11 protein-coding genes are annotated in these 14,850 nt (G+C 30.1%); 7 read left to right on the top strand and 4 right to left on the bottom strand.

The window, feature by feature from the left end:
- Nucleotides 1-60 precede the first annotated feature (60 nt).
- Genes ACFO3N_RS17435 through ACFO3N_RS17445 form a run of 3 tightly spaced genes read left to right on the top strand, consistent with a single transcriptional unit; the run spans nucleotide 61 to nucleotide 3,521 of the window.
- Nucleotides 61-1,812, top strand: a complete 1,752-nt coding sequence (locus ACFO3N_RS17435) for a toxin-antitoxin system YwqK family antitoxin (protein WP_379799847.1) — start codon at nucleotides 61-63, stop codon at nucleotides 1,810-1,812.
- A 14-nt stretch (nucleotides 1,813-1,826) separates the two neighbouring features.
- Entirely contained in the window at nucleotides 1,827-2,699 is an 873-nt protein-coding gene (locus ACFO3N_RS17440) for a BatD family protein (RefSeq protein ID WP_379799849.1), read from the top strand.
- A gap of 3 nt (nucleotides 2,700-2,702) precedes the next feature.
- The gene (locus tag ACFO3N_RS17445) at nucleotides 2,703-3,521 is read left to right on the top strand and encodes a hypothetical protein (RefSeq protein WP_379799851.1); all 819 of its coding nucleotides are present in this window, start codon (nucleotides 2,703-2,705) and stop codon (nucleotides 3,519-3,521) included.
- A gap of 250 nt (nucleotides 3,522-3,771) precedes the next feature.
- Here the strand turns inward: ACFO3N_RS17445 and ACFO3N_RS17450 are convergent, their stop codons facing one another.
- From ACFO3N_RS17450 to ACFO3N_RS17460, 3 genes are read right to left on the bottom strand one after another with little or no spacing between them, the layout of a single operon-like run.
- Complete coding sequence (locus ACFO3N_RS17450; protein WP_379799853.1) at nucleotides 3,772-4,410, bottom strand: carboxypeptidase-like regulatory domain-containing protein; 639 nt, start codon at nucleotides 4,408-4,410, stop codon at nucleotides 3,772-3,774.
- Nucleotides 4,411-4,450: 40 nt separating this feature from the next.
- Nucleotides 4,451-5,671: a hypothetical protein gene (locus tag ACFO3N_RS17455; protein ID WP_379799855.1), complete on the bottom strand. Its 1,221-nt coding sequence runs from the start codon at nucleotides 5,669-5,671 to the stop codon at nucleotides 4,451-4,453.
- Nucleotides 5,671-6,135, bottom strand: coding sequence for a hypothetical protein (locus ACFO3N_RS17460; protein WP_379799857.1), 465 nt, complete (start codon nucleotides 6,133-6,135; stop codon nucleotides 5,671-5,673). The genes ACFO3N_RS17455 and ACFO3N_RS17460 overlap by 1 nt, the downstream gene beginning before the upstream one ends.
- A gap of 455 nt (nucleotides 6,136-6,590) precedes the next feature.
- Here ACFO3N_RS17460 and ACFO3N_RS17465 point away from each other — a divergent pair, with 455 nt between their 5' ends.
- On the top strand, nucleotides 6,591-8,879 hold the full coding sequence (locus tag ACFO3N_RS17465; protein ID WP_379799859.1) for a sulfatase-like hydrolase/transferase: 2,289 nt from the start codon (nucleotides 6,591-6,593) through the stop codon (nucleotides 8,877-8,879).
- 404 nt (nucleotides 8,880-9,283) lie between these two features.
- Here the strand turns inward: ACFO3N_RS17465 and ACFO3N_RS17470 are convergent, their stop codons facing one another.
- A complete protein-coding gene (locus ACFO3N_RS17470; protein ID WP_379799861.1) occupies nucleotides 9,284-10,252 on the bottom strand; it encodes an energy transducer TonB in 969 nt (322 codons plus the stop codon).
- A 555-nt stretch (nucleotides 10,253-10,807) separates the two neighbouring features.
- On the opposite strand from ACFO3N_RS17470, the gene ACFO3N_RS17475 reads away from it, so the two are divergent.
- From ACFO3N_RS17475 to ACFO3N_RS17485, 3 genes are read left to right on the top strand one after another with little or no spacing between them, the layout of a single operon-like run.
- Nucleotides 10,808-12,871 (top strand): DKNYY domain-containing protein, encoded by a 2,064-nt coding sequence (locus ACFO3N_RS17475; protein WP_379799863.1) that lies wholly within the window; start codon nucleotides 10,808-10,810, stop codon nucleotides 12,869-12,871.
- 40 nt (nucleotides 12,872-12,911) lie between these two features.
- Nucleotides 12,912-13,526 (top strand): hypothetical protein, encoded by a 615-nt coding sequence (locus ACFO3N_RS17480; RefSeq protein WP_379799865.1) that lies wholly within the window; start codon nucleotides 12,912-12,914, stop codon nucleotides 13,524-13,526.
- Between the two features lie 45 nt (nucleotides 13,527-13,571).
- Entirely contained in the window at nucleotides 13,572-14,795 is a 1,224-nt protein-coding gene (locus ACFO3N_RS17485; protein WP_379799867.1) for a hypothetical protein, read from the top strand.
- The last annotated feature ends 55 nt before the right edge of the window (nucleotides 14,796-14,850 follow it).

The following is a 14,850-nucleotide window of genomic DNA, read 5'->3' on the forward strand; positions in this document are numbered from 1 at the left end:
CTTATTGCTCAAAAAAGCTAAGAGTTGTTAATTTCTAAATTTTTAAATCTTCATATAAAAATGCATTCAAGATATATTTTAATTTTATTAATCGCGATCAACGTTACATTTTCTCAAAATAAAATAATTGAAAAAGACATACTTGGTGTTGCAACAGAAAAAGGTGCTGTAGACTCTCAAGGAAGGCAAACGGGGTTATGGGAAAAAAGGGATAAACGTGGAAACATTCTTGCACAACAAAATTATAAGATGGGAAAATTGCACGGCCTTGAAATAACTTACTTTGATAAAGAAAGAATTTCTAGGCAAAGTAATTTTGTAAACGGTAAAAAAGAAGGTGTCGAAACATTGTACCATAATAACGGACAAATTTCTAGTCTACTAAACTATAAGAATGGAAATTTACACGGGGAGACTCTTTCATACTATCAAAATGGAGCAAAAAGATCTATCGAGAAATGGAAAAATGGTAGTGGAATTGTAGAAGAATATTATGAAAATGGTGCAATTTCTAAAATAAAAAAAATTGTAAAATCTGAATTCGTTTATTTTCTTCGATCATATGACAATGACGGCCGATTATATGAAGTGAAAAATTTGGACGCAAAAGGAAACGGAGTTTCAGAAATTACCAAAAGCGACGGAACTGTTGTCAATAGGGGAGTATATAAAGATTTTCGTTGTATTTTACAAAAATATTTTTACGAATCTGGTATTATAAAAGAGGAAAATCAGTATAAATGGGAAAAAGGCGAAAACAAAAGCTGGTTACAGAAAAGCTATGACAAGGCAGGGAAGTTAAGGAAAGAGGATTTACATTATACTGAAAATGATTATTTTAAAGTTTATAAGGATTCCTTAAGCGAAATATGTCATTGGCAAAAGAAAACAGGATCAAGCAGATACAAAACCGGTTATATAGAATCGCATTATTATGATGGAAAGATCGCAGAACAAGGTAATTATAAAAAGGATTCCAAAGATGGTATATGGAAAACTTTTTATAAGGATGGGAAGTTAAAATTTATAGGGAAATTTGTTTCTAATAATCCCCAATTAAAAGACAGTACACATACTTATTATTATCCTAACGGACAGATTGAGAAAATAGAACACTACCAGATAGTAGAATCTAAACATGTTAAAGGTGTTTTGTCTAATTATAATATTGGGAGTTGGAAAACGTATTATAAAAATGGAAATTTAAAAGAAACAACCAATTATCCGGAAGTAAGTACTGAAAAAAACGACCTGCCTCGTAAACATTTTGTTTATTTTGAAAATGGAAAATTAAAACTTGAAGAGTCAATATTAAAAGACGGAAGGTTAACAGGAGTTTATAAAACTTATTTTGAAAACGGAGTTTTAGCTTCAGAAATAAACTATTATGGCGGAAAAAAAGATGGAAAAGCAACTGAATATTTTGAAGACGGAAAAATAAAGTTTGCCGCAATATATGATTGGACTCGGGACAATGACGACGAATTGATTTATTATTATAAAACAAGTTCTGAAAAGAAAGCGCAAAGAATGCGTTACAATACACAACGTAAAATCGTAGAATTTTTTTCTCCCGACGATAAAAAAATTGCGGAACTTACTTTTAATGGAAGTGATAAAGATTATAAAGACATTAAAGTTTTTAATACTTCAGGAAAACAAATTACTCTAAATGAATTTGCTTCAGTAGACAAGAATTTTAAAGTCAAAGATTGTGTAATACTTTACGATCAAAATGAATTTTTGATAGATATAGAAATTGAATTCGAAAATTCGGAGCGATCTTATACTTTCAATAAAACATACAAATAAATTAAATTTCTAATATGAATTTTTTTAAAACAGCCATTATTTTCTTGCTATTGCAAAGCTTAAATGTAGTAGGGCAAGATATAAAAATTATTGTTGACAAGTTAAATTATACAATTGTAGATAAAATAAAAGTAACGTATAAGGTAGGGAAGAATATAGATAATATTGGAGAATTGGATCAAAGCCAGTTCAAAATTATTAAAGGCCCTTCTCAAACATCTTCTCAGAGTTATCTGAATGGGAAAACTATTTTTGAAGAGACTTATAGTTATATTTTAGAGCCTCGTAATACAGGAAAAATTGAATTACCGCAATTAGAAATGTATTTAGACAGACAAATTTTAAAATCAGAAAAACTTTTTGTAAACATTACTGGAACAGTGCTGACAGATGCGGAAATAGACGAAAAGGTAAAATCTTCAAATTCTCCTTATAAAAAATATATGGTTGGAAGCGTTTTTAAAATTAGTCTCCCTGCCTATCTTCAAAAAGCAAATGATTTAAACGTTAAAGCGCCATTTTGTTTTAGGAATAGTACCAGTTCGATTAGAGGTTATGCAATACTTGAGACAAAAGAAGATGTTATATTATCAGGACGAAAACTTAATCCTATTTTGTCTTTTCATGAAAATACGGTAAATGAATTGGGAAATGATTTGAAAAAAAAGAGGATCTCTCCAGTAGAATCTACCAAAGAAAATGATATAAATTTTGCACAGACAGATCTGACTTATTTTGATGAAGAAATAAATGAAGACAGCTACTATTTTATAGGTTCTGTTGAGACCAAAACAGCCTTATATACTATTATTATAAATACATCAAACCAAAACAAAGATAAATTCAAGGCAGACTTCAAAAAAGTATTATACAGTTTAAAAGATTAAATAATGAAATTCAGAATATTATTTTCGGTACTTTTTTTCCTTATGTTTTATGCATATAATGCAACAGCTCAGGAAATAACAATTGATATTTCTAAATTAAAATTTAGCTCGGAGGAAACAATAAAAATTTCATATCGCCTAGAAAAACAAGTTGATTCCCTTAAACTAGAGAATAAAAATTTTAAGGTGCTAGAAAATCCAAGTACAATGACAAATCCAAGTTTCACAAAAATTACATTTGTGTTAAAACCTTTAAGGGCGGGGAGAATAAAACTTCCGAGAATGATTATGTATAGTAAAAAAGAGGTAATAAAATCTAACGAAATGTTTGTTGAAATTACTGAACAAGAACTTAGAGAGCAAGACAAAAGGTTACTAACCTACAATGTTGGTTTTACATTTAATATAAGTTTACCTACTGATTTCGAAAGAACATCAGGAATAAACGGCTCTTCATTAATTGAATATAAAAGTGAGAAAAATGACACAGAAGGTTATGTAATTGTTGACAATAAAGAAGAAAAAAACATACCATATACTTTCTCAGCAGTTGACTATCGTGATGAAATAATGAAAGATTTTATGATAAATGAAGAAAATAGAAAAATTTTTAAATCTGAGTTTTTAAAGAAAGGAGAAATAAATTTTATCAAAACAGAAATGACAATTTTTGATAAAAAAGAAAAGAAGACTTTCCGCTATTTTATTGGTATAGCAGAAACAAATAAGGCTTTTTATAGAGTTATTTCCTGGACAACAGAGTCTGACAAGATTAATGTTAAGTCAGATCTTGAAAACATACTTTATAGTATTAAAGATTAGAATGTTTCAATCGAAAAAGAAGTTATTATTATTTCCAAGAATAATATTCAGATAGAGGAGATGGCAGCTAAAATTATTTTGCAATTACTATATTAGTTTCAAAAATCACTATAAACGAAAAGAAAAAAAAATATACTAAAAAAAGACTTTAAACTTACTTTTAAGTTGTTTAGTAAAATAATTACTTTTGTATTTTGTTTAAAGCGATTAATATGTATTGTAGATATTAGTGGTAGTTAAACTAACTTTTTTAAAAAAAATCGTCTAATCCAATAGCATCTTTTCTAATCTCATATTGCCAGTTTTTTTTGTATTTCTTTTTTAAATATTTAAAGGAAAGTTTATTATAGGTCTTTACATATTCAATACTATAATTCTGAATTGGAGAATAACTTATTCTGTATTTTATTTGAAAGTCATAATCTGCTTTTTTTAAAGTGTAGTCTGAAACAAAAATCAATGGATTGTTGTTATAATCTTTCTTAAAATTGTATTTGGGATTATTGGCATTTTTTAAATCTTTAGGATATATAGTGGTAATAGCAAAGCGAGGTTTTGTTTTTTTTATAGGGTTGGGAGGAATTATACAGTCGTAATCGTGTGAATGATCTATCTGTAATACCACCTCGATCTCATTTTTAGAGGCAATAACCTTTTTTGTGAAATATCCTATATAAGTAAAAACTAATAATTGATCTGAATTTGCTTTAATAGAAAAATAACCATCCCAATCGCTCTGTGTATTTGTTTTTGTCCCTTCAACCAAAATATTTGCTCCCGGAACAGGAAGTCCGGTACTATCCCTAACTACTCCGTGAACTATTCTGTTTTGTGCAAAGCATAATTGCGAAAATAGAATTAGGATAAAAAACAGTTTTAAATTTTTCATATTAAGATTTTTATTCCACATTAATTGAAATCTTTTAGCTTTAATGAACTTCATCAACTGTCCAATGAAAAAGAGGCTGTATTAATGGCAATTTTTTCCACGGCAGTGATTTAGAATAAATATTGATGCCTAATTCAGGAGAATATATGGCTAATGTTTTTGAGTTTTCAACGAATTGATAATTCAAACTTATTTTTTCACCATTATAATTAGTTAGGGTAAATTGATTTCTAGTTTCATTAATTTCTAAATAAAAATCTTCCATGGTATCATCTGTATATTGAAAGATAAAATAATTATCTCGATGTATGAAAATGCGTTTTATTTTTAGATTTGCAGAATTTTTACTTATTTTATTCTTTTCTATTTTCACAACTTCATATGCGCCACGAAGTGGATTTTGAATAGTATTGTCGTTGTTAAAATTTTGATTTCGAATGTATGGGAAAAGAGACTCCGTGAAAATAAAAAAGATAATTAATGTTTTTATAGCGATTCTTGTCGATTTTGAGTAGATAATATCCGAACCTTTAAAGCGTGACAATATAGTTGGTTCATTGGATATAAAAAAGTGAATTAATTTTTTAAAATTTGGAACAAGCAATAAAAAACAAATGAGGAGTAAGAATAATGAATATAATTTTACTGAAATGTCGAAACCAAAATTAATAAAAACGACATTCATCAAAACTCCCAAAAGAATAAAAAGACCAAGAATTCTGGTTTTGTTAAAAAACAACATTAAGGCTGGGATAACTTCCATTAAACCCATGAAAATATTGTAACTGTAGGAAGTTCCCATAGTGCTCCAAAACAAAATATCTTTATCAAGCATTCCTAATGGAGTGTATAGCGTATTAGGTTCCGGAAGATAAAACTGGACTTTAAAGATTTTGTCAAAGCCATATTTGAGCATTACACAGGCCAAGTAATAGGTTAAAACAATTTGAAATACCTTATTAATTTGATTTTTATGTTTTTTCCAAAAATTTAAAAATGAAAATACTATTGTAAAAATTAACGACAGAAATAATAAAACAAAAAAAAGACCATAAAGTGTCGTTGAATCTGACGTAATTTCAGGATTTGAAATAGTAATATTTTCCATTTTTGTAACAGTATAGACTATCAAATCCTGAAATAAAAATTTAGCTATTACAGATTGGATATTAAGATACTGGAAAGAAAAGGGAATAAATACAATTCCTAAAAAAGAGAACAATATTAATGTTTGATAAATGAAACTTTCAATTCTTTTCATTAAAAAGGCTTTTTGAAACCTATAAAAACTACACTTCCAATAGGATTCACAAAATAGATTGGATATCTATATGGAGGTGCGAGTTTTATATAGTCGACGGAGTTATTTTTGTTGAATAAACTATCACTTATTATTTTAGTTTTATATCTAAATTTTGAGTCACCTAAATTTTTATAATTATCTAAGTTTTTATAATTACTTTTTTGGTGTTCTGTATACTCATCAATTGATACCCTCATTTTTAATATGGAATGGGACTTGTCTATAGCAATAACCGTATCTAGAATTACAATGTGATGTGTAGGCAATCCAAAGTTAGAATTTCTAATATCGAACAAATTTTTCTTGTACGCTTTTGAAAATGTACTTTTAGAACCACTGTGGCTTTTGTGGGCTATTACCTTTGTTTGCGCGAAGGAGATTGTGGTGATGAAAAATAAAATGAACAAGATTGTTTTTCTCATGATACAAATTTTGGTTTAGTTTTGATGTAATTTATAGTCAAAAACGGTAGTTAAAAGTATAAAAATAAAAAATAACTTTTTTTTTAATGCCATATGTGAGAGTGTTAAATATCCGTCTTTTAATTATAGATGTCAATTGGAACTAAAAGGTTGGAAAGAAATTTATTAATGTCATAATTTGGTTAGGAATATTCTAAAAACAATCTTTTAAGTTTGAGTACACTAATAGATAATACGGGGTTGTGATTTTATTTTAGGAAGGGTCTAATGTTTTAAAAAACTTTGTTGCAAATTATAATCTGCAACATCATTAAAAGATTTTGTAATACGCATGTTTGTAAATTAGTGGAGTATCACTAAATCGAAGGAATATGAAGTCTTTTATTAGCCCAAAAATGCTTTTTATTTTAGCTGTATTTCTTTTCAGCTGCAATCAATCAAAACAAACTGATTCCGTGACAGAGAAGACTGATTCAGGGGGATTAGACCGAACCACACTGCCAATTCCAGAGCCACCTTTTGGTGGTAAAATAGGAGAAACGTATAAAGATTCCAAGGAAGAATGGCCAAAATTGGTTACCCCTCCGCAAGGAGCACCAAATGTGATTATTATTATGTTGGATGATGTTGGTTTTGGACAGATAAGCACATTTGGCGGACCAGTTCCAACACCTGAATTGGATAAATTAGCTGCAAATGGTTTAAAATACAACCGTTTTCATACTACTGCAATTTGTGGACCGTCGCGTGCTGCATTACTAACCGGAAGAAATCATCATAATGCCGGCTCTGGTTTCTTAGCCGAATGGGCAACAGGCTATCCGAGTTACAATTGTATGATTCCAAAAACCACTGCAACTTCTGGCAGAATCTTAAAAGGAAACGGATACAGCACGAGTTGGTTTGGAAAAAATCATAATACGCCAGACTGGGAAACTTCTGTTACTGGCCCTTTTGATCGTTGGCCTACGGGTTTAGGGTTCGATTACTTTTATGGATTTAATGCCGGAGAAACACATCAGTATTACCCGGTTCTTTTTGAAAATACAAAAGCCGTGGAACCAGACAAATCTCCAGAACAAGGTTATCATTTCATGACCGATATGACTGATCGAGCAATCAACTGGCTGGAGTATAGCAAATCAGTGGCACCTCAAAAACCGGTTATGCTGTATTTTGCTCCGGGTGCTGCACACGCACCACATCACGCACCAAAAGAATGGCGTGAAAAATTTAGAGGACAGTTTGACAAAGGCTGGGATGTTGTAAGACAGGAAACCTATGAACGCCAGTTGAAAATGGGAATTATTCCGCCAGGAACTAAACTTACTCCAAGACCTGATTGGGTTACGCCTTGGGATAAACTTTCAGCAGATCAGAAAAAACTTTTTGCGCGTTTGATGGAAAATTATGCTGGCTATCTTTCGTTTGCAGATCACGAAACAGGAAGACTTTTAGAGGCAATAAGCAAACTTCCAGATGCCGATAATACTTTGATATTTTATATTGTTGGAGATAATGGGGCAAGTTCTGAGGGCGGAATGGAAGGAACAGTAAATGAGATAAAAGCATTAAGTGGAATAGCAACTCCTTTGGCAGATAACTTAAAACATTTGGATCAAATTGGTGATCCTGATACAGAGCCCCATTATCCTGTAGGATGGGCATGGGCAGGAAATGCGCCTTTTCAATGGGTAAAACAAGTTGCGTCTCACTTTGGCGGAAGCCGAAACCCGATGGTAGTAAGCTGGCCAAAAGTAATTAAAGATAAAGGCGGAATGCGCAGTCAATTTGTTCATTTAATTGATGTGCTTCCTACAATTTTAGACGCTTCACATTTGCCAGCGCCAAAAACTGTTGACGGCGTAGAACAAAAACCTATGGACGGTGTTTCTTTCTTATCGACTTTCACTGATAAAAATGCTAAACCTGTTAGAACCAGACAATATTTTGAGATTTTCAGCAATAGGGCTATTTACGATAATGGCTGGGTTGCCACTGCACAGCATACTTTCCCATGGAAACAGGACTTTGCACCTGGAAATTGGGATAAAGACAAATGGGAACTTTATAATATTGATGAAGACTATAGTGAAGCTGTTGATTTGGCGAAGAAAAATCCTGAAAAATTGAAAGAATTAAAGGCAATTTTTGATGAAGAAGCAAAGAAATACAATGTCTATCCGTTAGATGACAGAGGAACAGGCCGATTAATTTCACCGAAACCTACGCCATCAGATCCTAAACGTAAGCATTTTACTTTTTATGCAGGGGCAATAAGACTGGCTGAAACAGCTTCTCCAAATACTAAAAATAAATCGCACAGTATAACGGCTGAAATTGAACTGAAATCAAAATCAGACAGTGGTGTTATTGTCGCTTCTGGCGGAAGTTCGGCAGGATTTGTATTGTATGTACAAAATGGAAAACTGGTTTATCATTATAATTATTTTGATGATGCGCGTTATGTGATTACTTCAAAAGAATCAATTCCAGTCGGAAAAAGCACCGTAAGATTTGATTTTGCTTATGATGGTGGCGGAAGCGGTAAAGGCGGAACCGGAAAACTTTACATCAACGATAAGTTAGTTGGAGAAGGCAGAATCGATAAAACTGTCGCAGCTCGTTTTGGAATCGATACTTTCGGAATTGGTGAAGATACAGGTTCTCCAGTTGCTAAAACATATAAACTTCCATTCAAGTTTACAGGAATAATTGATAAAGTTAATATTGATTTGAAATAGGTAAAAAAAAGGATAAAAAAATCCCATTTCGCAAGAAATGGGATTTTAATTTTTGTGATAGGAACAGGACAAATTTCAATATCTTTTTTAGATGATTTGAAGAAATTGGTTTACTATATTTAGTATATGTCTTCCAATGGCTGTGTAAGTTTGGTTTAGATGTCCTGTTGGGGATTTATGCAAAAAAAATATAAAAACTCAATTGTTTCATGCCAGTAAATTAAGATACAATTCTACAAAATATTATGAAGGGTTTGAAAAGATTGTTATGCTTTAAGTTATTATTGTCTTTCTTTGGCTCTATGAATTACTTTATGCGATTTAGTTTTTTTGGTACGGATGTAATCCCTTTCAAGCTTTAATCCCGATAGCTATCAAGAATGTTTCTATGCTTTCAAAGGTGATTAATATTGTTGTACGGTGTAAGGAATAGAATATAAACACTTTACTTTTTGCCCATTTTTTATTGCGGGATTCCACTTTTTAGACAGTTTTAAAACTCTTATAAGTTCATCTCCAGTTCCATATCCAATATCGCGAAGAATTCTTATTCCGGATAATACGCCATTTTTTTCAACTACAAATGTAATATATACTTTACCTTTAAGTCCTTCTTCGGTTGGTATGCGAAATTCTTTTTGTACAAATTTATAAAATTCATCAATTCCACCAGGGTAGTCCGGTTTTGTATCTACATTTACTGAATTATATATATCATTATCAGTAATGTATTTGTTTTCTTCTCTAATTTTTTCCCATTTAGGATCATACATTTTTCCTAGAAAATTATATGATATAATAGTAGTTGAACTTTTTATTACCCAATATCCTTTGTTATTTTTTAATATGTAATAATTTGAAGGTGAAAAGAAACGTTCTGTAGTATTTTTGATTGGAGGTTCTTCATATTGTATATTGTCCAATATTAATTCCAAATTCTGACTTCTAATTATTTTTAAGGTCTTTAAATATAAAAAGTTTTTATCTGCTAAAAAAGAACCTAAAATACGTAATGAATTTGGATCAACATTCGGAATCTTCTGCAACCCTAAATCTGTGCTGTAATAATAGACATTATTATTGTTTTTATAATAATTTAGTCCCAAACGCTGAAAACCGTTGGCATCAATATTTGTTAATTTGTTTTGGCAATATATATGATTATCCTTTTTATAAAAATCATAATCGTAGTATTCTGCATGAGGTTCGCTAAAATAACCCATACCACAGATTCCGGAAATTTCTTTTGGTTTATATCTATAATAGCCTTCAGGAATTTTTAAATTAGGATCCATAATGGCTGTATCCTTTCTTTTATTTTGGCTATTTGCAATTGAAAATATGCTTAAAAAGATAAGAAATAGTGCTCTCATTTAATGGATGATATTTTGGTTTCTAATTCTTTATTATATGTGTTTGATTCTATAAAGGTTGGAAGCTATATTTTGTATATATTACATTAATTATTTGGAATGTAAAAAATGCTAATATATAAATTTGAACGTAATAGTAAGCCGAACTTTTGTCAGAAGATTTTAAGTCATATAACGATCTTCAGAGGCTTGATTTTACTTTTGAGATAGCCTCTCTCTTTAAGTGCTTTATTGAACAATTTACAAACCATTTATGAATGACTTAAAGAAATTGGCTTATTTTTAAATGAATTTATGGGATAATTATTTATAATTTTAATCCTAGAGAGGTTTGTATAATGGTCAAAAGTTAAAAATTGTTAAGTATCAATATCTTTTTTGAAATTGTTTTTTCATTCCTTCCCAACCTTTTTACCTTTTAAATTATCTATGTTATTATGGAGTAGATTTATTTAGAAGATTTTTATTTTATTGTTACTGTAATGAAATAAATTTTGTTTTTTTACTTCTAAAAGCAGATAAAATAGTGATGCCCCATTCATTAATCCAAGATCTATGATAAGAATATTTTTGATATCCATTAGTTTTCTATTATTCTTTAGTTGTCAAAATACTAGTATACCAGCGTTAGAAGATCCTGCTCTAAAAATAGAATATGGCGCACGACAATGCAATTTTGTTGAAAATCCTGCTTACATCGTAAACAAAGATTATGTTGTGTACCAAGATTTTTGTACGCATATTGTTTTTTATCCGGATATTGTTTCTTTTAAACCAAGGAAAAATAAGGAATCTGGATTCGCATTTGATAAAAACGGGATGTATGTTAAAGGTGAATTTTTAAAAATAGACACCACTGGTTTTTTTATATTAGGGAGAAATGAAGAAAATGATCTCCTTTGGAAAACAAAATATAAAATATTTAAAAACACTACAGAATTAAAGAATATTGATGTGACAACTTTTCAGCCTAATCCTTGCAAGAATTACAAAGGAGAGGTTAAAGATCAATATTATAAAGACAAAAATTTCATTTATTACTTCGACAAAAAAATAGAAGGTTCTGATGGCGCTACGGCAAATATCAGTCCGTATGATTTTTGTCACGATAAAAATCACATTTATTTCAAAGGTGAAGTTGCTTCTTTTGGTGGAGAACCATATCAATATGTTAACTGTGATTTTTTTAAAACAGAAAAATACGTCTTTCGCAATGGAGAATTAGTTGATGATATGCATCCAGACAATTTAAAAGCTCTGTCAGGACATTATACTAGATATAACAATGATGTATATTTTAGAGGTAATAAAACTCCAATGAAACTTAAAAATTCTAGTATAGTTAAAGTTTGGACTGCTGACAACTACGATTTTTACATTACTGATGGTAAAAGCATTTTTAAAGATGGTAAAGAGATTGACCAAAAAGTAGATCTTCCTTCTTTCGGTTTTCTTAGCGGTGCCTATTGTTTTTATGATAAAAATGGAATTTATGAAAGAGGGTATAATCAAGAATCGAAAAAAGAAATTATCGAAAAATTACCTTTTAAATACGACGGAAAAACTGACCACAATGCGATTTCGTACAATAAGTTTAGCGGTATCGTTTTTTATAAAAACCAAGCGTATGCCACTCGTACAAAATCTTTCTATGAAGATTTAACCCAAAGGGAGATTGCTGTAGGAAAAGCACAAAAAAATGACGTTGACGATTTTGATGGTTCCAATAAGGTTTTTATCGATTATAATTTTTGCAAAATGTATGATCGCATTTACTTTAGGGGTAAGCGAACTTCATTTGATGCTGAAACATTTGTACCAATGGATAATAATGATCAATATTCTGAAGATAAATATTATAAAGATAAGAATGTGGTTTTTTATTGTAATGAAAGAATTCGTCACATAAAAAAAATGAGTGATATCGATGTGAATTCTGCACGCACTTTCAATATTTTCCTGATTGATAAAAACTTCTTATACTGCAAAAATGTAAAAATTATTAAAAGTGCAGGAATAGAATTATTGGCTTCTTTTTCTGGATATAGAGGCGGCTTTTGTGGGCTTGATTCAACACCAAGATCAGATTTTTATTTGTTTAAAAATTCAGAAGGTTTTTGGCTTGTCAAAATTTCAGATAAAATTTCGTATCGCTTTTTAGGTAAAGTATTTGACCGTAAATGGGAACCCTCTTTTGAAGCAATTGATCTTGCCAAAAAATATGGAAACAATAGAACAATTGTACCTCAAAAAATAGTAAAAAAAGAACAGAACGAGAATAAAAGTAAGAAAATAGATAATGAAGTTTATAATGCTTTAGCTGTCCAAATTAAGCCAGATTATCCAGGCGGGATTCAAAAGTTTTATGCTTTTATAAAAAAGAATTATGTTATTCCAAAAGAAATACTGGATGAGGAATCTTCTAGAGGCGGAGTTTTTGCAAAATTTATAATTGAAAAGGATGGAAGCTTGTCTGAGATAGAAGTGATTCGAGATCTTGGTTATGGATCGGGAAAAGAATTAGAAAGAGTCTTAAAATTATCTCCTAATTGGATTCCGGCAATTAAAGATGGAAATCCAGTAAGGTGTTTGTACAGTATTCCATACTATGTCCAATAGTTAAAGTTTTTAGGAAATATAAAAAACAATAGTTTTATTTATGATGCAAAAAGTATTTATTGTAATTACGATATTGTGTGTTTTATCCTGTAGTGATAAAAAAACAATCTTGCCTGAAAATATAGGCAATACCACTTCTGAAAAATTCGATTTAAAAAAGTTCAATGACAATAAAATTGACAGTATTTATGAATATGCTTTGCAGGATACAGTTATCAAGTTATATGAGGGAAAAGATCAATACAAAAAAGAATTAATTTCTGATAATCATAGTTTTAAGCAGACTTTTGTTTACAATAAAACTACTAATTTATTGGTAAATCAGTTTAGTCATTTTTACGGAATGCCAGTTGGTATCTGGAAAAGTTATGACGAAAAAGGAGTTTTGATAAGCTGGAAAAATTATGATGAAAACTTTGATTTTTCGGTTAAGGAATTGATCCCGATGCTGAAAAAAGATTTGCAGATTGACTTGATCAACGACACGAATTATCAGTCATTATTAATAGATAGATTTTTATATAAACGCCTTTTTTTGTTTACCAGTTATTGCTATGTGGTACAACTAAATTTAATGGAAGGGAGCAGAACAATAAAAATTGATGGTAAAACAGGAGAAATTTTAAGCGATATAAAAACATTTGCCGAGGAATAAAAAACATAAAATTCTATTTTTAGAATAATTACCGAAATCATTTCTATGAAAAACATATTCTTATTATTTCTATCAACTATGATTATGAACTGTTCGAAAAAACAGAATGATCTTGTTGATTATAATCCTATTGAGTCAAAATCAAATTATAAAGGTTTTAATGCGGTTAAGCATGATGCCTCAATAACTAATTTATATGGCACTTGGAATACTAATGAGTTATTATTAAGCAACCAAACCAAGGAATATTTTTTGTTTCCTCAAAGCACTGATGACTATAACTATGGAGATCATATTAGATTAAATCCAGACCAAACGTTTTCAAGTTTTTATACTGCGGAATGTGGAAACGATTGTTTCACCAGTTCAAAAGGTAAATACAAAATTATAGACCGAAATTATATTTGTTTTTATCTTGAAAAAATTACCCAAAGTGGTGATTGTTCAGGAAATACTGAGTCTGATATAGATTTGGGGTTGTATTATTACTATAAAAAGGATACAATATACAACCTGCTCAAAAGTAATGGAAATCTGGAGCAAGATAAAAAGAGTGTATATTATCGAGATTTGATCAGTGCAAAAAGAGTCGAAATTGAAAAATTTTATAAAGGGCATGGCAGTTTGAACCGTTTTATGTTTGATTGGAAACGTACAAACAATACTTATGAAACAGCAGTGGTTGCATTTTGTATGGCCCAGAAAAAGATCAAAAATTACGAATTACTGTATTATGACAAAGGAAACAGATATTCTACGGTTGCAATAGGATTGGTAAAAGTAAATGGTAAATTTTGTTATGTTATATGTGATACTTGGGGTGATCCTATAGTTTGTTTATATAATGATGCTGAAGTTCAGAAGATAAATGAATTTGTTGATAAAGTTGAAACAGACAAATCTTTGGAGGTTAGAAGCTTTAAACCGAAAAAAATGTCCGGAAGAACACCATTTGATAAAGAAACTATAATGGTGTCAAAAAAGGGGAATGAAATTTATAAAGTGATTTATGAAAATTACCCAAAAGACACAGAGCATATAGGCGTTTTTACATTGACGGTCTATTATCGTAATTCACTACCAGTTTATATAGATTTTCAAAATGAATTTATTGGAAGCGATACTAGAAGCTCTAGTAAAACAGGACTTTATATTTTGGACTGGGAGAATAATAAAGTGGCCGTAAAAATCATAAAAGGCGATGGTAACTATGTTTCCATAGAATGGATCAAAATGAAAATAGATGAAATCATGAACGAAATTAAATAATAAACGCTTTAGTCTAAATTAAAAAGAAGACTCCATAAATCGATTATACTGGTAT

This window comes from Flavobacterium chungangensis (assembly GCF_042654045.1).
Lineage (GTDB): Bacteria > Bacteroidota > Bacteroidia > Flavobacteriales > Flavobacteriaceae > Flavobacterium > Flavobacterium chungangensis.

Coding starts and splice junctions, on each gene's coding strand:
- ACFO3N_RS17435 (WP_379799847.1), top strand. CDS start 61: ATGCATTCAAGATATATTTTAATTTTATTAATCGCGATCAACGTTACA.
- ACFO3N_RS17440 (WP_379799849.1), top strand. CDS start 1,827: ATGAATTTTTTTAAAACAGCCATTATTTTCTTGCTATTGCAAAGCTTA.
- ACFO3N_RS17445 (WP_379799851.1), top strand. CDS start 2,703: ATGAAATTCAGAATATTATTTTCGGTACTTTTTTTCCTTATGTTTTAT.
- ACFO3N_RS17450 (WP_379799853.1), bottom strand. CDS start 4,410: ATGAAAAATTTAAAACTGTTTTTTATCCTAATTCTATTTTCGCAATTA.
- ACFO3N_RS17455 (WP_379799855.1), bottom strand. CDS start 5,671: ATGAAAAGAATTGAAAGTTTCATTTATCAAACATTAATATTGTTCTCT.
- ACFO3N_RS17460 (WP_379799857.1), bottom strand. CDS start 6,135: ATGAGAAAAACAATCTTGTTCATTTTATTTTTCATCACCACAATCTCC.
- ACFO3N_RS17470 (WP_379799861.1), bottom strand. CDS start 10,252: ATGAGAGCACTATTTCTTATCTTTTTAAGCATATTTTCAATTGCAAAT.
- ACFO3N_RS17475 (WP_379799863.1), top strand. CDS start 10,808: ATGATAAGAATATTTTTGATATCCATTAGTTTTCTATTATTCTTTAGT.
- ACFO3N_RS17480 (WP_379799865.1), top strand. CDS start 12,912: ATGATGCAAAAAGTATTTATTGTAATTACGATATTGTGTGTTTTATCC.
- ACFO3N_RS17485 (WP_379799867.1), top strand. CDS start 13,572: ATGAAAAACATATTCTTATTATTTCTATCAACTATGATTATGAACTGT.